Origin of the sequence: Dyella flava, from assembly GCF_016904955.1 — a bacterium.
GTDB lineage: Bacteria > Pseudomonadota > Gammaproteobacteria > Xanthomonadales > Rhodanobacteraceae > Dyella_B > Dyella_B flava.
The window spans coordinates 367,252-386,252 of sequence record NZ_JADIKE010000035.1 but is presented as its reverse complement, the minus strand read 5'-3'; the positions used below and the strand labels follow the sequence as shown (position 1 = coordinate 386,252).

The window sequence follows — 19,001 nt, the reverse complement described above, 5'->3', positions numbered from 1 at the left end:
AATACGCCAAATTACTCTGCGATCAACCGAACAGGCGCACTACGGATTCTTTGAGTTACTTTTCTTTGAGCCAGCAAAGATAAAGTGACTCGGACCCTTTTAGGGACCGAAAGCGCCGCAGGCAATGTCTCAATCAGCGAAATCCACAGCAATGCGAAATGGATCAGAGCACCCTTAATTCACGCCCTTCAGGCCCGACGCGCAGAACCGAGCCCTGCTCATACCAGTCGCCCAGGACGATGCGTTCAGCCGCATGACCGTCCAGCTCGAATTGATGAACGGCAGGGCGGTGAGTGTGCCCGTGGATGAGATGGCTGACCCCGGCTTTGCGCATGGCCTCCGCCACCGCACCGGCGTTCACGTCCATGATCGTTTCCTGCGTGCTGCCGGTATGCGCGCGGCTGTCTTCGCGCGCCTTGGCGGCGAACGCGCGGCGCGCGTCCAGCGGCATGGCCAGCACCTGGGCTTTCCACTCGGGCGTGCGTACATTGCGGCGCACTGTTTGATACGCCACATCATCCGTGCATAACGCGTCGCCGTGCATCAGCAAGGTCGGCGCGCCGTAGAGATCGTGCACCGTGCCGTCGTCGAGCAGGGTGAAGCCGGCGCGTTCGGCGAAGGCCTGGCCAAGCAGAAAGTCGCGGTTGCCGACCATGAAGTAGAGCGGCACACCTGCATCGCGCACGGCACGTGTCGCGCGGGCGATGCGTTGCGGGAGCTCGGCGTCGTCATCATCACCGATCCACGCTTCGACCAGATCGCCAAGGATGTACAGCGCATCGGCGCGGCGAACTTCGTCGCTCGCGAGATAGTGTTCGAACAGCGAGGTGATCTGCGGGCGGCTATCGTCCAGATGCAGGTCGGCAATGAACAGCGTGCTCATGGAGACGACTTGGCGGAATGGCTTTCCGATGCCGATGCTGCGGCTGTTGAACTGGAGGAGGCAGGCGCGGCTTCGCCGGCCACGTTGACGCCTTCGATGATCACTGGCGGATTGGGTACGTCAGCCGCGAACGGGCCTTGGCCGTGTGTCGGCAGGCTGGCGATCTTGTCCACCACGTCCATGCCCTTCACCACTTTGCCGAAAACGGTGTAGCCCCAGGTCAGGCCGCTTTGGTTGCCGGCATAGTCGAGGCGGCGATCGTCGACCAGATTGATAAAGAATTGCGATGTGCCGGAGTTCGGGTCGGCGCCGCGTGCGACGGCAACCGTACCGCGCAAGTTGGACAGGCCGTTGTCGGCTTCGCTTTGCACTGGCGTATGCGTGCGTCGCGGTTGCAGATCCTTGGTATACAGGCCGCCCTGGATCAGATAACCGGGGATCACGCGGTGGAAGATGGTTCCCGCGTAGAAACCTTCATGCACATAGCGAAGAAAATTGGCGACGCTCTTGGGCGACTTGTCCGCAAACAGCTGGATCGTGATGTCGCCTTGCGAGGTATGCACCACGACGCTTGGGCTGTCGGCCGAGGGTGTGGCTGTCGTCGCGGCCGGTTTGGCGGTCTGCACGAAGGCGGCCGGTTTGGCGGTCTGCGCGAAGGCGATGGGCGTGGCGAGCAGAAGGAGTGCGGTCAGCAAGTGCTTGGGCATGACGATCGGGCGGCGCGACATAGACATCCGCCCATGATACGCGGCCGGCGGGTGCTATGGCTCACAGGTGCTGAACATGGCCGTGCCGTAATCGGGGACTGCAGCGGGGGAAGGGAACAGACGAGCTTGCGGTGCGACCTGCCGACTTTGCGGGGAGGGGCATACATGCAAGCATGCGGACATCGATACCGGGGGGCTCAGTCCGCCGCCGATAATGCAAGTGTCAGCCCCAGCTCCGACATGGGTGTAACTTCCTGTTCCAGATCGGCCTGGCTGAGCGGATGCTGATCCAGCCATCCGGCTGGAAGCAGCAGATTGAGTCGCTGGCGGGTGGCGGACAGGCGCATCGGCGGCAGTGATTCCGCACGCCGCGCGCGGCGGAACAACACCCCCAGACGGAGCAAAGCAGTGATCTGCTTGGCAAGCTGGCGATAGCGCTGGGGCAGGGCGGCGAAGATGGCCTTGTCCGGTTTGCGGCGGTGCGCCTGCACAATCGCGGCCAGCAGGTGCTGTTCTTCCCGCGAAAAGCCAGCCAGGTCGGCATTGCGCAGGATGTAGGCGCCGTGATGGTGATACTGGCTGTGCGCGATGGCCAGGCCGATCTCGTGTACCCGCGAAGCCCAGGACAGCCATTCGCGAGCTTCCGCATCGAGTGTCCAGTTGCCGGCAATCTGGTCGAACAGCATCAGTGCAGTCGACTCCACGCGCCTCGCCTGGGCGCGGTCGACTCCGTAGCGGTTGGCCAGGGCATCGATGCTGGCGGTGCGTGGATCGCTGCCGCCGGCGCGGCCGATCAAATCCCACAGCAAGCCTTCGCGCATCGAGCTTTCACACACTTGCAGGCGCTGGATGCCGAGCGCGGCGAAGGCGGCCTCGAAGATCACCACCGCACCGGCGAACACCGGGGCGCGTTCTTCGGCCAGTCCGGGAAGTTTCAACGTGCTGATCTGGCCCTGCTCAAGCATGGCGTCGCGTAGCGTGGCGATCGCCGTGGGCGTTACGCCGTGGTCGGACAGCTTCATGGCCTGCACCACCGCACCGATGGCCTTGGCGCTGCCGGAGGAGCCGTAGGCATCGGTCCAGCCGGCTTCCAGATATTCCTCGGAGAACTGCTGCAGCAACACGCCGATTTCGTCGCGGGCCCGCTGCCAGCGCTTGCGGGTGAGCTTGCCGCCGGGAAAGAAGCGCTGGGTCGAGGCAATGCAGCCCACCTGCACGCTTTCCGTGTGCATCGGCGCAAGACCGCGGCCGATGATGAATTCGGTACTGCCGCCGCCAATGTCGATAACCAGGCGCGGGTCGCGCGAGGAGGACAGATCATGCGACACGCCCAGAAAGATCAGGCGGCCTTCCTCGCGGCCCGAGACCACTTCCACCGGATGTCCGAGCGCCGTTTCCGCTGCAGTGAGGAACGCTTGCGGCGAAGCCAGGCGGCGCACGGTATTGGTCGCCACGGCGCGCACGCGCACCGTGGGAATGCCGGCGATGCGCTGACCGAACTTGGCCAGGCAATTGAGGGCGCGGGCGCGGTGTTCGGCGTCCAGCGTGCCGTCGGCGCGCAGGCCGGCGGCCATGCGTACGGTCTCGCGCAGGCGGTCGATCACGCGCGGCTCGCCGTGCTCCATGCGTGCAACGACCATATGAAAACTGTTTGAGCCGATATCGACGGCGGCCATCAGCTCGCCATCCTTGATTTGCATCGGGTCGCCGAGGCTCACGCAAGGCTCCTGGTCGGTATGGAACAACCGTCATACCGGGGCAGGCGGAGATCCTGTGAAATACGGAGTGCAAAGCACACAAGACTGCGGTTGAGTGCTTTGCACGCCTTACTCATGACGGGATCCAGGCTCGTACCGGGAAGACGGCTTGAGGGTGGAGAATAACTCAGGTGATGGCGTTAATTTTCGCACGCGAACACCAGCCATCAATACGCTAGTTGCCGGATGTCTTGGCCAGACCGGCGCCGCACACGCATGCCAGCAACGTCTCCTGCGCCGAATGCGGTGGATGTTCGCCCGGCGTGGCGCGGGTGTAATGCCCGTCGCTGTCGAGTAACCACGCCTGCGTATTGTCGGCGAGATAATTGGCCAGCGTTTCGTCGTACACGCGCCGGGCCAAGGCCGGATCGAGAATGGGAAAGGCCACCTCGATGCGACGCATCAGGTTGCGTTCCATCCAGTCAGCGCTGGCGCAATAGACCTCCGGCTCGCCGTCGTTGCCGAACCAGTACACGCGACTGTGTTCCAGGAAGCGTCCGACAATGGAGCGTACGCGGATGCGTTCGGAAACCCCGGGTATACCAGGCCGCAACGTGCAGGCGCCGCGCACGATCAGATCGACTTCCGCGCCCGCCTGGGCGGCAGCGTACAGCGCCTCGATCACGTGTGCTTCGTTCAGCGCATTGAGTTTGGCCACGATGCGCGCAGGCCGGCCATTGCGCGCATGCGCCGCTTCGCGCTCGATCTTTTCGACCACGCTCTTGTACAGCGTGAACGGTGAGTGCAGCAGCCGTTTCAGGCTGATCAAGGGGCCCAGGCCGGACAGTTGCTGGAAGACCTTGTGCAAGTCCTCGCCGATTTCCGGGTGGGAGGTCATCAGGCCGATGTCGGTATACAGGCGGCTGTTGGTCTGGTGATAGTTGCCCGTGGACAAATGCACGTAGCGGCGCAGGTGCCCGTTTTCGCGGCGCACGATGAGCATCATCTTGGCGTGGGTCTTGAAACCCACCACGCCATAGACCACTTGCACACCTGCTTCCTGCAAGCGCTCGGCAAGACGGATGTTGGCTTCCTCATCGAAGCGCGCACGCAGTTCGATTACCACCGTGACGTCCTTGCCGTTGCGTGCAGCTTCCACCAGCAAGTCGACCAGCGGGGTGTCCTTGCCGGCGCGGTAGAGCGTCTGCTTGATCGCCAGGACGTCCGGGTCCAGCACGGCTTCGCGCAGCAGATCCACCACCGCGCTGAACGATTCGTAGGGATGATGCAGCAGGATGTCGCGCTGGCTGAGCGTGTCGAACATCTTTTTCTTGGTCATGCCGAACGGTGCCGGTATGGCCGGAGTAAAGCGCGGGAATTTCAGGTTGGGGCGATCGATTTCGTCATACACCAGCCCCAGGCGAATGATGTTCACCGGGCCGTCGCAACGGTAGACGTCGGTTTCTTCCAGTTCGAAGTTGTCGATCAGCATCGACACGATCGACTGCGGGCAATCCGTATCGATTTCCAGCCGTACCGGGCGGGCGTAGCCGCGGGCGATCAGTTCTTCGGTCAGTGCGCGCGCAAGATTGTCGACTTCTTCTTCCACGATCAGCTCGCTGTTGCGAGTCACGCGGAATTGGTAGGCACCGGCCACCTTGAGACCGGGGAACATCGTGTCGACAAAGGCCTGCAACAGCTCGGCCAGAAACACGAAGTGATCGCCGCTGCCGCTTACTTCGTTCGGAATGCGGATGATGCGCGGCAGGGAGCGCGGTGCGCGTACCAAGGCCATATGGCCTTCATGGCCGAAGGCATCGCGGCCTTGCAGTACGACGGCGATATTGAGCGTCTTGTTGAGAATGCGCGGGAAAGGATGCGCCGGATCAAGACCGAGCGGTGACAGTACGGGCAGTACTTCGTTCTCGAAATAACCCTGCAGCCAGCGCCGTTGCCGCGCGGTCCATTGCTTGCGGGTGAGGAAATGAATGTCCTCCGCCACCAGCGCCGGCCCCAGTTCGTTCTGCCAGGCGGTGTACTGCGCATCCACCAGGTCGAGCACGCGCTCGCGAATGTGCGTCAGCAGCTCGCCGGAGCTTATGCCATCCGGTCCCGGTGCGGCCGAACCGATCAGGTGACGCTGCTTGAGCATGGCTACGCGTACCTCGAAAAACTCATCGAGATTGCTGGCGACAATGCTCAGATAACGCAGGCGTTCCAGCAGCGGCATGCCGGGATCGCGGGCTTGCGCAAGAACGCGGAAATTGAACTCAAGCGCACCCAGTTCGCGGTTGAGGAACAGCTCGGGCTGGGGCGTTTCGTGGATGACAGGTTGGATGGCTTGGCGGCGCGGCATCCGCCCATTCTTACTCATGTGCTGCCGCCGCGCCTATGGATTTGTAAGAAGTTGTTCAACGTTCTGTAATTTGGCCAGCTCGGAAGGCAACCTGCGCGTAAGCGCGGGTTCTTTAATTGCCTTCCAGCGGCTTGCTTTCGTGCACTTCCGGCGTCATCAGGCGCTCGCGGCCGAAGCAGCAGGTGAAGGTGGAGCCCTGGCCGGGCGTGCTGCGGATATCCAGGCGCGCCTGGTGCAGGCCCAGCACATGCTTGACGATGGAAAGGCCAAGGCCGGTGCCGCCGCTGTCACGCGAGCGGCTGGAGGATACGCGGTAGAAACGTTCGGTGAGTCGGGACAGGTGATCGGCGGGAATGCCGTAGCCGGTGTCGATCACTGAATAATTCGCGCCTTCCGCGGTGCGTTCCCAGCGGATGGTGATGCGACCGCCGGTGGGCGTGTAGCGCACGGCGTTGCTGACCAGATTGGACAGCGCGCTGTGCAGGTCTTTCTGCGAACCCAGCAGATCAAGGTCGGCGGTGGATTCGACCGTGATGCTGTGACGGCCCTGGCTCAGCGCTTCGGCTTCCTTGCGCAGCGTGGCCAGCAACGGCGCCATCGGCACGCGTTCTTCGGCGACGTGATCCTGGGTTTCCAGGCGCGACAAGGTCAGCAGGTCTTCCACGATCTGGCCCATGCGCTTGGATTGCGCGCGCATTTCACTGAGCACCGGGGCCAGGTGGGGCACATCTTCCGGATCGAGCAATTCGAGATAGCCGTGGATCACCGTAAGCGGCGTGCGCAGTTCATGCGACACATTCGCCACGAAGTCGCGGCGGATCTGCTCCAGGCGCGACATGTGGCTGATATCGCGCGCCAACAGCAGTCGCTGGCGCTGGCCGAACGGGAGCAGGGTCACGTTGATGTGGCGGCTGGGCTGGCCCGGTGCGCTGACATCGTTCAACGGCTCCGGCGAGGGTTCCTGCAACCAGCCGGCCAGTTCGGAGTTATGCAGCTTGTCTTTCAGCACGACGCCGCGATCCTGCGGACGGCGCAGGCCAAGCAGGCTTTCGGCGGCGTGGTTGAACCAGCGCACGTGCTGGTCTTGGTCGAGCAATACGATCGCGTCCGGCAGGCTGCCAGCGGCGCGGCGCAGATCATGCAGATTGGCGGCTAGGCGTCGGGAGCGCATCATGAATCGGTCATGCCGGGGTTGATCAGGGTCTACGTTGGGGATGAGGGGGGACGAACTCATCATGGGCTTAGCAATATGACGCAAGTGCGTCAGTAGCAAGACAATCTCTGCGACGGCGACAAGTGCTACGCCAGTCGCTGCGTAACCACCGGCGAGCCAGCCGGCCAGACCGCCGATGATCAGTCCACCGATCAGCGCGAGGGGAAGTTTCCAGGCGCTGTCGACCGGGCGATGCATGGCGGCGATGGCGTCAGGGGCTGGCAGAGAATCGATAGCCCGCACCCCGGACAGTTTGCACCATGTCCTCGAGCTTCCACGGCTCAAGTGTCTTGCGCAGGCGTCGAATGTGCACATCCACCGTGCGTTCTTCCACGTACACGCTGCCGCCCCACACGTGGTCGAGCAGCTGGGCGCGCGAGTAGACGCGTTCCGGATGAGTCATGAAGAAGTAGAGCAGACGGTATTCGGTGGGACCGATCGGCACCGGCTCATCGCCTGCAAACACGCGATGTGCAGGGCCATCGATGCGCAGCCGGCCCAGCTCGACCATGCCCGAACCATCGTCGCCCTGGCTGCGGCGCAGCACAGCTTTGATGCGGGCGATCAGTTCGCGGGTGGAAAACGGCTTGACCACGTAGTCATCCACGCCGGCTTCCAGGCCGTTCACGCGGTCCATTTCCTCGCCGCGCGCGGTGAGCATGATGATCGGGACTTCGCGGCTCAGCTCTTCCTTGCGCAGGCGGCGGGCCAGATCCAGGCCGCTGGTGCCCGGGAGCATCCAGTCGAGCAGGATCAGGTCGGGGACCTGTTCGGCGATGGACATCTGGGCCGTGCGTGCATCGGCGGCTTGCGCGGTATCCATACCGGCCTTGCGCAGGGCGAAGGCGACCATGTCGCGAATGGAGGCTTCGTCTTCAACAATAAGGATGCGTTTATGCACGCTGGGTCCGATCAGGGTGGCCTATGACGCAAATATTGCAGCGGCGAAATGTTACGTGGCAATGACACCATGTGAAAACGCTGTCGCAATCATCAGAATTCGCCTGCATTAAGGTATGCCGTTACCCAGGCTAAAACAAAGGCGGCCGCTGCATGCGCCATTGGTACCCAGCTGTTGCTGAGGCTGGTTGTTGCCGTCCGGATTGTCATCCGTGGACACCCGGCGCTTGTGCAGTTCCATCACCAGCGGGGTGATTTCAGCGATATGCGCCTGGATGCGGGCGCGCGCGTAATAGTCCAGATCCTTGCGCTTGAGCAGGGTCTTGAGCTGCTCCATGGCGTCGAAGGGCCGGCCTGACAGGTAGCTCGCTTGTGCATAGGCTTCGCCGGCCCGGACGCTGTCCCCGGCTTTCTCGCTGGCGTGGGCGTATTCGGTGAAAAGATCCGGCTCATCGGTATTTTCGAGCATGGGTCGCAGCATCTGGGCGGCCTGGGCGGCTTGTGCCGTGGTGCCTCCCACGGTCAGGGCGTGGGCATAGGCCACGCCGATGGCCTTGTTGCGCGGGGATTGGGTGTTCAGGGTGGCGTAAAGATCCAGGGCGGCGGCGCGCTCACCCGCCTGGAACTTGGCGTCAGCCATGGCCAGCCGCAGGACCAGGTTGCTCGGGTACTTGTCGAGCAGGGGCTGGAGCTGGGGGATGGCCTTCGCTCCCTGGCCGCTGCGGGTCAGCGCCAGGGCGTAGCCGTAATGGTTTTCCGTGGTGTTGTATCTGCCGTCTTTGCGCGACAGCAGCTCGTTGTAGTACGTGTCCATGCGGAAGGGGTCGTTGGACAGCACGCGTACGCGCTCGCGCATCAGCAGATAGTTGCTCGGGCTCGGCACGCTGGTGTCGACGTTGGTCAGCGTGGTTGGGTCCTTCACATAGGCGATCGGGGCGGTTTGCTTGTCCCAATTTGCCTTGTCCAGCAGCGTGCCGCTCGGCTTGGACTTCTCCTCGACAATCAGCGCGGCGGCACGGGCCTTGGCGTCGGCGATGCGTTGCGCGGTGACCGGGTGGTCCTGCAGCAGGGAAGGAACCTCGATGCCACCGGAATCGGCGCTCATGACGTCTTCCATGCGCTGGAAGAATTCCGCCATGGCGTTCGGATCGAAGCCGGCCTTGGAGAGCGTCATGATGCCGGTGCGATCGGCCTCGGCCTCATCCCTGCGGGTGAAGTTGATTTCCTTCTGCATGATCGCGCCTTGGCCACCCAGCAGGGCAGCAGCGGCGGCTTCGCCACCGCCGGCGCCACCCGCGGCAATCGCCCCGAGTGCGACCAGCGCCATCAGGGGGGTGTCTTTCTTGGCCGATTCGTAGGCGCGCAGCAGGTGGTCCTGCGTGGTATGGCCGATTTCATGCGCCATCACGGCGGCAAGTTCGTCCTCGCTACGGGTGATGGTGATCAGGCCTGAATTGATGCCAACGTAGCCGCCTGGCGCGGAGAATGCATTGATCTCCGGATCCTTGGCGATGAAGAACGCGAAGTGGTCCTTGGGCTTGGCCGAATTGGAGACCAACCGGAAACCGAGGTTGTTGATGTAATCGTCGAGCAGCGGATCGTCCACAACCATGTCCAGCGCACGCATCTGCTGCAGCATCTCGGCGCCGTAGTCCTGCATTTCCTGCGGCGAGACCAGGGCGTCGGCCGAGCTGCCCAGGTCGGGCAGCTGGATGTCGTCGGGTTTGTCCTGGGTGCCCTGGGTAACCTGGGCGCCGGCGGCAAAGCTGAGGCTGGCCAGCGCCAGAGCGGTCAGCAGGCGTTTACGGAGGTGTCGTGGTGCCATGGTCATAGACCAGTCAAGATATCATCTAGGACCTTTCCATAAGGTTGCAGTTCAGCACTAAACGGCTTGTTTTTAAAGGCCGCCACCGCCATTTACGGCGCAAGTAATTTCGGAGTCTCGTGATGCCCAAGATCGAAGTCTATTCCACCGCGGTATGCCCCTACTGCGTGGCCGCCAAAAACCTGCTCAAGGCGAAAGGCCTGAATTGGGAGGAGGTGCGCGTGGATACCGATCCGGCACAGCGCGAGACCATGCTGACACGCAGCGGCGGCCGTCGTACCGTGCCGCAGATCTTCGTGAACGATCAACACGTGGGTGGTTATGAAGACCTGGTCGCCGCTGACCGCAGCGGCAAGCTGGCGCAACTGCTGGGTGAAGTCGCATGAGCACCGAAAAGGATCGCGTCGCCGAATTCACCGCGTTCCGCCAGCGCATGAACGAGCGCATCCTGGCCGAGGACAATCAGGTCGTACGCCGCTTCTTCGCACTTGATACGCAGACGTATAAGGGCGGTGCGCTGGATGTGAAGACCAAGGAAATGCTTGGCCTGGTCGCTTCCATGGTGCTGCGGTGCGATGACTGCATCAGCTATCACATCGCGCAGTGCAAGGAAGCGGGTGTCAGCCGTGAGGAGTTCTTCGAGGTATTCAGCGTTGGGCTGGTAGTGGGTGGCTCGATCGTTATTCCGCATTTGCGTCGTGCGGTGGATTTTCTTGATCGGTTGGAAGCAGGGGATGCGGCTGGGCAGGCGGAAAGCTGCAGCGATCACGCTTGATGTTTTCTCCCTCTCCCCTGCGGGGCAAGGGCTGGGGTGCGGGGCCAATGTTGCGACCAAGGTGAGTCAGAAGCGTTGCTTTGATGGTGTTCGAGGCAAGCCTTGTCCCCCTCACCTCAATCCTCTCCTCGCTCCTCAAAGCCGAGCACATCCATGTGCTCTTCCCGCGTGTGATGCTTTTCTCCCTCTCCCCTTCGGGGAGAGGGTTGGGGTGAGGGGACAATCTGGCGGTGAAGATGAGTCGGAGGCGGTGCTTCGATGGTGATTCGAGGCAAGCCTTGTCCCCCTCACCTCAATCCTCTCCCCCGCGGGGGAGAGGAGGCGAACGCGAAAAGCACATCGTTCGAATTAGAGCAATGCTCCATGCGAGCATTTGCAACGCATCCGGGAGCTTTCGGGCTATTCGCCGACAGGCGTATCAGAGATAATTGAGCGGATTTCAACCAGGCGCCTGCCCCCGTGCGCCGGTTTCCCCGCTTCATTCCTAAGGAGTTCCCCCATGAGCAAGACCATTGCGGTGATCCCGGGCGATGGCATTGGCCCGGAGATCATGGCCGCCACGCTGAGCGTGCTCGATGCGCTGGATTGCGGCCTCAGCTACGACACCGTCGAAGCCGGCATGATTGCGCTGGAAAAGCATGGCGATCTGCTGCCCAAGGCTACGCTCGACGCTATCGCCAAGCACCAGATTGCGCTGAAAGGGCCGCTGACCACGCCGGTGGGCGGTGGTTTTACGTCGATCAACGTCACGCTGCGTCGTCACTTCGATCTGTACGCGAATGTGCGTCCGGCGATCAGCTTCCCGGGCACCAAGGCGCGTTACAACAATATCGACATCATCACCGTGCGTGAGAACACCGAGGGTGCTTATCTGGCTGAAGGCCAGACGATGTCGGAAGACGGTGAAGTGGCTACCTCGATGATCCGCAACACGCGCAAGGGCAGTGCCCGCATTGTGCGCTATGCGTTCGAGATGGCGGTGAAGAAGGGCCGCAAGAAAGTGACGGCCGTGCACAAGGCCAACATCATCAAGACCGCTTCGGGCCTGTTCCTCAACGTGGCGCGTGAGATCGCCAAGGAATACCCGCAGATCGAATTCAACGAAATGATCGTGGACAACACCTGCATGCAGCTGGTGATGCGTCCCGAGCAATTCGACGTGATCGTCACTACCAACCTGTTCGGCGACATCCTTTCCGATCTGTGCGCCGGTCTGGTCGGTGGCCTCGGCCTGGCGCCGGGCGACAACATCGGTGAGGGTGCGGCGATCTTCGAAGCTGTGCATGGTTCGGCACCGGATATCGCCGGCAAGGGCCTCGCCAATCCGTGCGCACTGCTGCTGGCGGCGGCCGATATGCTCGATCACCTCGGCATGGTCGACAAGGGCAACAAGCTGCGTCAGGCGATTCGCGACACGATGGAGCATGACCGCGATCACGTCACCCCGGACCTGGGTGGCAAGGGCAGCACGCAGAGCTTTGGCGAAGCCATCGTCAAGCGCGTGAAGGCTTAAGGTTTGCACTCCCTCTCCCCGTCGGGGAGAGGGATTATCTCGCAGGGTTCACGCTACCTTGCGTTGCACGGGCTGATAGCTGCCCGGCTCCATCTTCGACGGCACCGCGATGCGGTTCCAGCCGTTGATCATGATCACCAGCAGGTTCAGATCCATCAGCTCGCGTTCGCTGAATTGCGCGCGTGCCTGTTCGTACACCTCATCCGGTACGCCGTGGACCGGATCGAGCCGCGTCACGGCTTCGCACCATGCGAGGGCTGCACGTTCGCGCGCGCTGTAGAACGGCGCTTCGCGCCAGGCCTGCAGCAGATAGAGGCGCTGCTCGGTTTCACCGTCTGCGCGCGCTTCCTTGGTGTGCATGTCGATGCAGTAGGCGCAGCCGTTGAGTTGCGAGGCGCGCAGTGTCACCAGATCAATGAGGTTCTTATCGAGTCCGGAATGGTCGATGTGCGCCTTCATCGCAAACAGCGGCTTCAGGGCGTCGGGATGGTCTTGGTAGGAAAAGCGAGGCATGAGTTTGTCCTTCAGTTGAGTGGCCGTTATTGGCCGTTTCAATGCAAGGACGAGCCACCCGGTGATTTCGTGACAGCGGCCAGCCGGGCCAGCTTTTCCGGATTGCGCAGCGCATGCAGGGCGACGATGCGGTCGTCATCGCATTCGACCCAGGTCGCCGTGACCAGTTGCCCGTCGGCCCAGGTCAGCAGCACCGGCGCGCCATTGAGCATATGCAGGCGCCGGCGCACATCGTGCTCTTTTTCGTGCTTGGCTACCTGCAGGTAAAGGTGGGCGATCCGTTCGCTGCCCTGCAATGGACGTAACGCGGCCCTCGCCACGCCGCCGCCATCGGAGACGTGCATGGCGTCTTCGGCAAAAAGTACCCGCAGGTTGGCTTCGGTGGGGCGTTCCAGCGCTTGGGCGAAACGCTCCAGCAGGCGGCGCTGGGTTTGCGCGTTGGCCGTAAAGCGCGCGCGCTCATCGCGCAATCGTTGCTTTGCGCGGTGTGCACGCTGGCGGGCCGCATCCTCGGTAACGTCGAGAATCGCCGCCGCTTCGGCATGGCTGTAATCGAACACATCGTGCAGCAGGAATGCCGCGCGTTCTTCCGCGCTGAGCCGTTCCAGCATGATCAGGAACGACATCGTCAGCGTTTCGGCGTGTTCGGCCTTGGCCTCGGGGTCTTCTTCCGGCTCGATCAGCGGCTCGGGCAGCCAGGGGCCCGTGTAGTGCTCGCGCTCCACCTTGGCGCGGCGTAGCCGGTCCAGGGCAAGGCGGGTGGTGACGGTCACCAGCCAGGCTTCGGGATCATCCAGGCTCGCCTTGTCCTGCGCATGCCAGCGCAGCCAGGCGTCGTGCAGAACGTCTTCCGCGTCGGCGGGGGTACCCAGCATGCGATAGGCCAGCCCGAGCAGGCGAGGGCGGTGCTGCTGGAATAGTTCGGTATGCGGATCCACGGCGGTTTCCCGAAGGGTGCTACTACCAGGACGCGCAAGTCAGGGCTTTCGTGACCGTGTGGGATGTGCGGGCACACCTATCCGGGCGTGATCGGCGCCGTGCGTTGGTATCCCTAACGCACGAATGGCCACGGAGCCAGAAACACCAGCCAGATAAACAGCAGCATGCCGATGTACTTCACCGTGCGGAACAGCCTGGGATATTTCTTCTTGAAAGCCCGGTTGCGCTCGCGGTTGCGCTGATTGAACGCAAATACGCGGTTGACGAAGCCGGTCTTCTCTTCCGGCGACTCGGTATTCGGCGAGGCGGTGATCTTGCCCATGAATGCGCCGACGCGATGGTTGATCGCGTTCATCAGGCGGGTCCGCAGCGGGCGCTCGACGTCGGCAAACAGGATCACCCGGGTCTGGTCGGTTTTGTTCTCGACCCAGTGCACATAGGTTTCGTCGAACACCACATCCTTGCCATCGCCCCACGCATGCTCTTCACCATCGACGAAGATGCGGCAGTCGCGCGAGTTGGGGGTGATCAAGCCGAGGTGATAACGCAGCGAACCGGCGAACGGATCGCGATGCGGATTGAGTCTGCTATGCGGCGCCAGCGTGGCGAACATCGCCGCCTTCACGCTGGGGATGGATTTGAGCAGCGCGACGGTTTGCGGACATAGCGCTTCGGCAGACGCCAGCGGTTCGCCATACCATTTCAGGTAGAAGCGCTTCCAACCCTGCTTGAAGAAGCTGTTGAAGCTGGCGTCGTTGTTGTTCTGTGCCGCGCGGATATGGCCTTCGTCGAACAGCTGCAAAGCTTCTTCGCGGATGATCTGCCAGTTGGATTGCAGCAGATCGAGTTGCGGAAAACCGCGGCGATCGAGAATCGGCCTCGCCGGAACCGCGGAAAAGGCGTACATCAGCAGGTTGTAGGGCGCGAACACCGCGGAGTGATCAACCAGTTGACGGTCGAAGCGCAAGCGTGCGCGGCCGCGCAGGTGCACCAGCAGCACGCACAGCACGAAGGCCAGCAGCACGTAGAGAACGATAAAGCGGGGGCTGAACAAATCCATCGTGAAAGCGGCTCGGATAGCGCCTGGGGCAAGGGCGGAGTATGTGGCCGGACGGCCGCAAGTCAAGGATTTTACGGCAAATCCGACTCAGTGACGCAGCACGTGGACGGCGCCGCCACCCGGGCGATAACCGTTCTTCAGCGTGCGATGGACGTAGGCGGCCGCCCGGCGTACCGCCGCGCGCGGCGTATGGCCAAGGGCAAGTTCGGCGGCGATGGCCGAGGCCAGTGTGCAGCCGGTGCCGTGGCCCTCGCGCGGCAGACGGGCATGGCGGATTTCCATGGCGCCGCGCTCGTCGACATATCGATCCACCACCTCACCCCCGCGAGCGTGCCCGCCTTTCAGCAGCACGCTGCCTGCGCCCAGAGCCAGCAAGGCTTCGGCGGCATCGGTCAGCTGTCTGGCGGTGCGCAGTGAATAGCCGAGCAAGGCTTCCGCTTCCGGGATGTTTGGCGTCAGCACATCGGCCAATGGAATCAGTTCGTTCACCATGGCCTCGACGGCGTCTTCATCGAGCAGGCGCGAGCCGCTGGTGGAAATCATCACCGGGTCGACCACCAGCCAGGCGGGTTTGCGCTTTCGTAATTCCCTGGCAACCAGGCGCACGGTTTTGGCATTGCCGAGCATGCCGGTTTTTACGGCCACGATGGGAAAATCATCGAATACAGCGTCAATCTGGCTGCGGATATGGCCGAGCGGCACCGGATGCACCGCCGTCACGCCGCGCGTATTTTGCGAGGTGATGGCGGCGATGACGGACAAGCCATGCACGTGATGTGCATGGAATGTTTTCAGATCGGCCTGAATGCCCGCACCACCGCCGGAATCGGAACCGGCGATGGTGAGGGCGACGGGTGGAGTGGTCGACTGCACCACGCGAACTTACATCGCCTCCGACGCAAAATCCGCCAGCCGCGAACGCTCGCCACGCCGCAGTGTGATATGCGCCGAGTGCGCCCAATGCTTGAAGCGGTCGACGGCATAGGTCAGGCCCGAGGTGGTCTCGGTCAGGTATGGCGTATCGATCTGCTCCACGTTGCCCAGGCACACGATCTTGGTGCCGGGACCGGCGCGCGTGATCAGGGTTTTCATCTGCTTCGGCGTGAGGTTCTGGGCCTCGTCGATGATCAGGTAACGCGAGAGGAAGGTACGGCCGCGCATGAAGTTGAGCGAGCGGATCTTGATGCGCGAGGCGAGCAGGTCGTTGGTGGCCTGGCGTCCCCAGCTGCCGCCTTCTTCCGGATTGGCGAGCACTTCGAGGTTGTCGGTGAGTGCGCCCATCCACGGCGTCATCTTTTCCTCTTCAGTGCCGGGCAGGAAGCCGATGTCCTCGCCGACCGAGACCGTGGCGCGGGTCATGATGATTTCGCGATAGCGCTGCTGATCCATGACCTGTGCAAGGCCGGCCGCCAGCGCCAGCAAGGTCTTGCCGGTACCGGCGGTGCCGAGCAGGGTGATGAAATCGACATCCGGGTCCATCAGCACATTGAGGGCGAAGTTCTGCTCGCGATTGCGGGCGGCAATACCCCATACGCTGTGGTTGCTGTGACTGTGGTCATCGAGCAGGACCAGCGTTGCGCGCTGCTCGTCGATATGCAGTACGCGCAATTCCACATTGTCGTCGCCGGGCAGGAACAGGCACTGGTTGGGATACCAGTCTTCATCCTCGTGGCGATCGAGTTTGTAGTAGGTGCGGCCACGCTCGTTCCACGACTGCACTTCGGGATGCTTGTCCCAGAAGCTTTCCGGCAACTCGGTGGAGCCGGTGTAGAGCAGGGCGAAGTCGTCGAGGGCGCGATCATTTTCGTAGTCCTCCGCATCGATGCCATAGATCTTGGACTTGATGCGCAGGTTGATGTCTTTGGTGACCAGGATGACTGAGCGGTCCGGATTCTGGTCGCGCAGCTCGATCACCGAGGACAGGATCTGGTTGTCAGCCTTGCCGTGCCCGTTGGTGGTGCGTTGCTGGAAATACAGCCGACCAACCGCCCCGCCGCGTCTGAGCGTCACGCCTTCCGGGCTGGTCAGTTCCAGGCCGTTGCTGATGCCATGCCCGTTGCCGCGTTCGATCAGCTCATTGAGGAAACGGCTGACCTGGCGACCGTTGCGCGAAACTTCCGAGGCGCCTTTCTTCTTTTCGTCCAGTTCCTCCAGCACCGTCATGGGAATGAAGACGTCGTGTTCTTCGAAGCGGAACAGCGAGGTGGGGTCGTGCAACAGCACATTGGTGTCGAGAGCGTAGATGCGCTTGCTTCCGGTCATGCGGAAGAAACCTCACAAGTTGAGAGGTGGATGGGTCGCTTCACGTAAACGATGGCGAGAGCGTGGAACGTCGTAGTCACCGGGCAGGTATGGCGTCGAGCACCGCCTGGGCATGGCCGGGCACTTTCACGCCCCGCCACTCCGCGGCGAGCTTGCCGTCGGGGTCGATCAAAAAAGTACTGCGTACCACGCCCATGTGACGTTTCCCGTACAGCACCTTTTCATGGATCACATCGAAGGCGCTGCACCAGGTTTCGTCAGGATCGGAAACCAGCGGGAACGGCAGTTCCTGCTTGCTGGCGAAATTGGCGTGGGATTTCACGGAGTCGCGCGAGACGCCGATGATTTCGGCATGGCGCTTCTTGAACTTCGGATAGAGATCGCGGAAGTCTTTGGCCTCGTTGGTACAGCCGGGCGTGCTGTCCTTGGGATAGAAGTACACGACTACCCATTGGCCTTTCAGTGAATCGAGTTTCAGCGTACTGCCGTCACCGGTGACGCCTTGCAGCTTGGGGACTTTCTTGCCTAGATCGGGCATGTGCTCTCCAGAAGCCAGACTTACGTTTTGCACTTGCTGGAGGGGAGACTAGCGCGTGTGATGTGACGGAAACAGCCTTGTCAGACCACTCCGCGTGGAGCATCCTAGAACTTCACCGGATCCATGATGGCATCCAGATTCAGGCCATCGCAGAACTCGAGGAAGTCGTCGCGCAACGCGGCAATATGCAGCTTGTCCGGGACCCCGATGGTGAACTGCGCCTGGAACATCGCGGCGCCGGTCTGCATCGCCTGATAACGCAACGAGCTCAACTGCTCCACGCTGATGTCGTGGCGATTGAAGAAGTCGACGATCTTTACCAGGATGCCGGGGCGGTCCGACGACACCACCTCCACCAGATACGGCAATAGATGCCCGCTCGGCTCGCGTGGGCTGGTACGGTAATGGGTCAGGCGAAGCTCTTCTTCACGGGCCAGCTTGGTCAGCGCTGTTTCGAGTTTGGCTACTGCGTCCCAGGCGCCGGTGGCGAGCAGGGTGAGCGAGGTGTCCGCGCCGATGGTGGAAACCCGCGCATCAGACAGGTTGCAGCCGGCATCGGCGATGCGCCGGGCGAGCGCCAGCAGCGGCGTGCGCGCTGCCGGGGTCAGCGTCTGGATCAGCAGTTGGTGGTCGTTGCTGGATCGCGCGGAAAAAGGGTTGGTGGACATGGACGATGGCGACCCCGCGTCGTGCGGGATGACGACGAACGAAACGCCAGCTTACTTGCCCGTCCAGCAGGGCCGCAAGTAACATGGGGAGATGTTCTGAACCGTTCTGCGCAGGCGTCGCCGCACTGTCTGCGCGCCTATCACGGGGGTACTGGCGAAGGCAGGCGGGCGCCTGTCGAGTCAATGCACCGACTGTGCAGAATGGCTTAGTGCATCCTTTTGGTCTTGGTTTTGTGCGGATGGCGCCATGAATATTCACGGAAGCGTCTGCGCGCTGGTTACCCCGTTCGGATCGGATGGGGCGCTCGATATGGCGGCATTCGCTCGCCTGCTCGACTTCCAGATCGCGGGCGGCACCCAGGCGGTGGTCGTCGCCGGTTCCACCGGCGAAGCTCACATGCTTGAACATGACGAATACGATCGTCTGCTGGCCTTCGCGGTCGAGCACGTGGCAGGGCGTATTCCCGTCATCGCAGGAACTGGCGAAGCAGGCACCGCCAAGACGGTTGCGCTGACCAAGCGCGCTCACGCCTTGGGGGCGGATGCCGCCCTGGTCGTCGCGCCGTACTACGTGCGACCCACGCAGGAAGGTCTGCGCCGTCATTACCTCGAAGTGGCCGACCGGGGTGGCTTGCCGGTGCTGCTCTACAACGTGCCTTCCCGCACGGGCTGCGACCTGTTACCCCAGACCACGTCGATCCTGCGCGAGCATCCGGCGATCGTCGGCATCAAGGAAGCGCGCGGCGACGCGGAACGCATCAAGCAGACTGCGGAACTTGTGCGGCCGGATTTCGTCTATTTGTCCGGCGACGATGGCAGCGCGGCGGAAGCCATGCTGTCCGGCGCAGCGGGCACTGTTTCGGTGGTGGCCAATCTCGTACCCAGGGCTTTTCGCGCATTGTGTGATGCGGCCACCGCGGGCGACCGCGCGGCCGCGGCACATTGCAACGCCGCGCTCGATCCGCTGGTGCAGGCGCTCAACTGCGCGCCCAACCCGATCGCCGTGAAGGCGGGTTTGCCCGATCTGGGGCTGGGAACGGCCACGCCGCGGCTGCCGCTGGTGGCACTGGAACAGGGGCCGGCGCGCGAGCAGTTGCGCAAGGCCTTGGCGACTCTGGCATCCTTGGCGGATGCCGCCTGACCGGGCGGTTG

The 19,001-nt window shown here is 62.5% G+C and carries 18 protein-coding genes; 4 read left to right on the top strand and 14 right to left on the bottom strand.

The window, feature by feature from the left end:
• Window positions 1-163 precede the first annotated feature (163 nt).
• From lpxH to ISP19_RS11495, 7 genes are all read right to left on the bottom strand, one after another.
• On the bottom strand, window positions 164-883 hold the full coding sequence (gene lpxH, locus ISP19_RS11525) for a UDP-2,3-diacylglucosamine diphosphatase (RefSeq protein WP_204682168.1): 720 nt from the start codon (window positions 881-883) through the stop codon (window positions 164-166).
• A complete protein-coding gene (locus ISP19_RS11520) occupies window positions 880-1,590 on the bottom strand; it encodes a peptidylprolyl isomerase (RefSeq protein ID WP_204682210.1) in 711 nt (236 codons plus the stop codon). Before ISP19_RS11520 ends, lpxH begins: the two co-directional genes overlap by 4 nt.
• Window positions 1,591-1,787: 197 nt before the next feature.
• A complete protein-coding gene (locus tag ISP19_RS11515; RefSeq protein ID WP_204682208.1) occupies window positions 1,788-3,290 on the bottom strand; it encodes a Ppx/GppA phosphatase family protein in 1,503 nt (500 codons plus the stop codon).
• Between the two features lie 232 nt (window positions 3,291-3,522).
• Window positions 3,523-5,643, bottom strand: a complete 2,121-nt coding sequence (gene ppk1 / locus ISP19_RS11510) for a polyphosphate kinase 1 (RefSeq protein ID WP_204682206.1) — start codon at window positions 5,641-5,643, stop codon at window positions 3,523-3,525.
• A 112-nt stretch (window positions 5,644-5,755) separates the two neighbouring features.
• The gene (phoR, locus tag ISP19_RS11505; protein ID WP_425489217.1) at window positions 5,756-6,880 is read right to left on the bottom strand and encodes a phosphate regulon sensor histidine kinase PhoR; all 1,125 of its coding nucleotides are present in this window, start codon (window positions 6,878-6,880) and stop codon (window positions 5,756-5,758) included.
• Between the two features lie 187 nt (window positions 6,881-7,067).
• Window positions 7,068-7,757, bottom strand: coding sequence for a phosphate regulon transcriptional regulator PhoB (gene phoB, locus ISP19_RS11500; protein WP_115476890.1), 690 nt, complete (start codon window positions 7,755-7,757; stop codon window positions 7,068-7,070).
• Window positions 7,758-7,865: 108 nt separating this feature from the next.
• Window positions 7,866-9,581 carry a M48 family metalloprotease gene (locus tag ISP19_RS11495; RefSeq protein ID WP_379946460.1) on the bottom strand — a complete coding sequence of 572 codons (1,716 nt, stop codon included), beginning with the start codon at window positions 9,579-9,581 and terminating at the stop codon, window positions 7,866-7,868.
• A 122-nt stretch (window positions 9,582-9,703) separates the two neighbouring features.
• Here ISP19_RS11495 and grxC point away from each other — a divergent pair, with 122 nt between their 5' ends.
• From grxC to ISP19_RS11480, 3 genes are all read left to right on the top strand, one after another.
• Entirely contained in the window at window positions 9,704-9,967 is a 264-nt protein-coding gene (gene grxC / locus ISP19_RS11490) for a glutaredoxin 3 (protein WP_204682161.1), read from the top strand.
• Window positions 9,964-10,356 carry a carboxymuconolactone decarboxylase family protein gene (locus ISP19_RS11485; protein WP_204682159.1) on the top strand — a complete coding sequence of 131 codons (393 nt, stop codon included), beginning with the start codon at window positions 9,964-9,966 and terminating at the stop codon, window positions 10,354-10,356. The genes grxC and ISP19_RS11485 overlap by 4 nt, the downstream gene beginning before the upstream one ends.
• Before the next feature lie 499 nt (window positions 10,357-10,855).
• Entirely contained in the window at window positions 10,856-11,869 is a 1,014-nt protein-coding gene (locus tag ISP19_RS11480) for an isocitrate dehydrogenase (protein WP_204682157.1), read from the top strand.
• A 48-nt stretch (window positions 11,870-11,917) separates the two neighbouring features.
• Here ISP19_RS11480 and ISP19_RS11475 read toward each other — a convergent pair whose 3' ends face one another.
• From ISP19_RS11475 to ISP19_RS11445, 7 genes are all read right to left on the bottom strand, one after another.
• Window positions 11,918-12,382, bottom strand: coding sequence for a carboxymuconolactone decarboxylase family protein (locus ISP19_RS11475; RefSeq protein ID WP_204682155.1), 465 nt, complete (start codon window positions 12,380-12,382; stop codon window positions 11,918-11,920).
• A gap of 38 nt (window positions 12,383-12,420) precedes the next feature.
• A complete protein-coding gene (sigJ, locus tag ISP19_RS11470; RefSeq protein WP_204682152.1) occupies window positions 12,421-13,320 on the bottom strand; it encodes an RNA polymerase sigma factor SigJ in 900 nt (299 codons plus the stop codon).
• A gap of 113 nt (window positions 13,321-13,433) precedes the next feature.
• Window positions 13,434-14,357, bottom strand: a complete 924-nt coding sequence (locus ISP19_RS11465; protein ID WP_284385256.1) for an aspartyl/asparaginyl beta-hydroxylase domain-containing protein — start codon at window positions 14,355-14,357, stop codon at window positions 13,434-13,436.
• Between the two features lie 111 nt (window positions 14,358-14,468).
• Window positions 14,469-15,254: a bifunctional hydroxymethylpyrimidine kinase/phosphomethylpyrimidine kinase gene (gene thiD, locus ISP19_RS11460; protein ID WP_204682148.1), complete on the bottom strand. Its 786-nt coding sequence runs from the start codon at window positions 15,252-15,254 to the stop codon at window positions 14,469-14,471.
• 9 nt (window positions 15,255-15,263) lie between these two features.
• Window positions 15,264-16,643 (bottom strand): PhoH family protein, encoded by a 1,380-nt coding sequence (locus tag ISP19_RS11455; protein ID WP_204682146.1) that lies wholly within the window; start codon window positions 16,641-16,643, stop codon window positions 15,264-15,266.
• A gap of 76 nt (window positions 16,644-16,719) precedes the next feature.
• On the bottom strand, window positions 16,720-17,181 hold the full coding sequence (locus tag ISP19_RS11450; protein ID WP_204682144.1) for a peroxiredoxin: 462 nt from the start codon (window positions 17,179-17,181) through the stop codon (window positions 16,720-16,722).
• A 104-nt stretch (window positions 17,182-17,285) separates the two neighbouring features.
• Window positions 17,286-17,849 carry a glycine cleavage system transcriptional repressor gene (locus ISP19_RS11445; RefSeq protein ID WP_204682142.1) on the bottom strand — a complete coding sequence of 188 codons (564 nt, stop codon included), beginning with the start codon at window positions 17,847-17,849 and terminating at the stop codon, window positions 17,286-17,288.
• Window positions 17,850-18,096: 247 nt separating this feature from the next.
• Here ISP19_RS11445 and dapA point away from each other — a divergent pair, with 247 nt between their 5' ends.
• Window positions 18,097-18,990, top strand: a complete 894-nt coding sequence (gene dapA, locus ISP19_RS11440) for a 4-hydroxy-tetrahydrodipicolinate synthase (protein WP_204682140.1) — start codon at window positions 18,097-18,099, stop codon at window positions 18,988-18,990.
• Window positions 18,991-19,001 lie beyond the last annotated feature (11 nt).

Excerpts from the sequence above, each read along its gene's own strand:
- lpxH (WP_204682168.1), bottom strand. The coding sequence starts at position 883 with ATGAGCACGCTGTTCATTGCCGACCTGCATCTGGACGATAGCCGCCCG.
- ISP19_RS11520 (WP_204682210.1), bottom strand. The coding sequence starts at position 1,590 with ATGCCCAAGCACTTGCTGACCGCACTCCTTCTGCTCGCCACGCCCATC.
- ISP19_RS11515 (WP_204682208.1), bottom strand. The coding sequence starts at position 3,290 with ATGCAAATCAAGGATGGCGAGCTGATGGCCGCCGTCGATATCGGCTCA.
- ppk1 (WP_204682206.1), bottom strand. The coding sequence starts at position 5,643 with ATGCCGCGCCGCCAAGCCATCCAACCTGTCATCCACGAAACGCCCCAG.
- phoR (WP_425489217.1), bottom strand. The coding sequence starts at position 6,880 with ATGATGAGTTCGTCCCCCCTCATCCCCAACGTAGACCCTGATCAACCC.
- ISP19_RS11495 (WP_379946460.1), bottom strand. The coding sequence starts at position 9,581 with ATGGCACCACGACACCTCCGTAAACGCCTGCTGACCGCTCTGGCGCTG.
- grxC (WP_204682161.1), top strand. The coding sequence starts at position 9,704 with ATGCCCAAGATCGAAGTCTATTCCACCGCGGTATGCCCCTACTGCGTG.
- ISP19_RS11485 (WP_204682159.1), top strand. The coding sequence starts at position 9,964 with ATGAGCACCGAAAAGGATCGCGTCGCCGAATTCACCGCGTTCCGCCAG.
- ISP19_RS11480 (WP_204682157.1), top strand. The coding sequence starts at position 10,856 with ATGAGCAAGACCATTGCGGTGATCCCGGGCGATGGCATTGGCCCGGAG.
- ISP19_RS11475 (WP_204682155.1), bottom strand. The coding sequence starts at position 12,382 with ATGCCTCGCTTTTCCTACCAAGACCATCCCGACGCCCTGAAGCCGCTG.
- ISP19_RS11455 (WP_204682146.1), bottom strand. The coding sequence starts at position 16,643 with ATGACCGGAAGCAAGCGCATCTACGCTCTCGACACCAATGTGCTGTTG.
- ISP19_RS11450 (WP_204682144.1), bottom strand. The coding sequence starts at position 17,181 with ATGCCCGATCTAGGCAAGAAAGTCCCCAAGCTGCAAGGCGTCACCGGT.
- ISP19_RS11445 (WP_204682142.1), bottom strand. The coding sequence starts at position 17,849 with ATGTCCACCAACCCTTTTTCCGCGCGATCCAGCAACGACCACCAACTG.
- dapA (WP_204682140.1), top strand. The coding sequence starts at position 18,097 with ATGAATATTCACGGAAGCGTCTGCGCGCTGGTTACCCCGTTCGGATCG.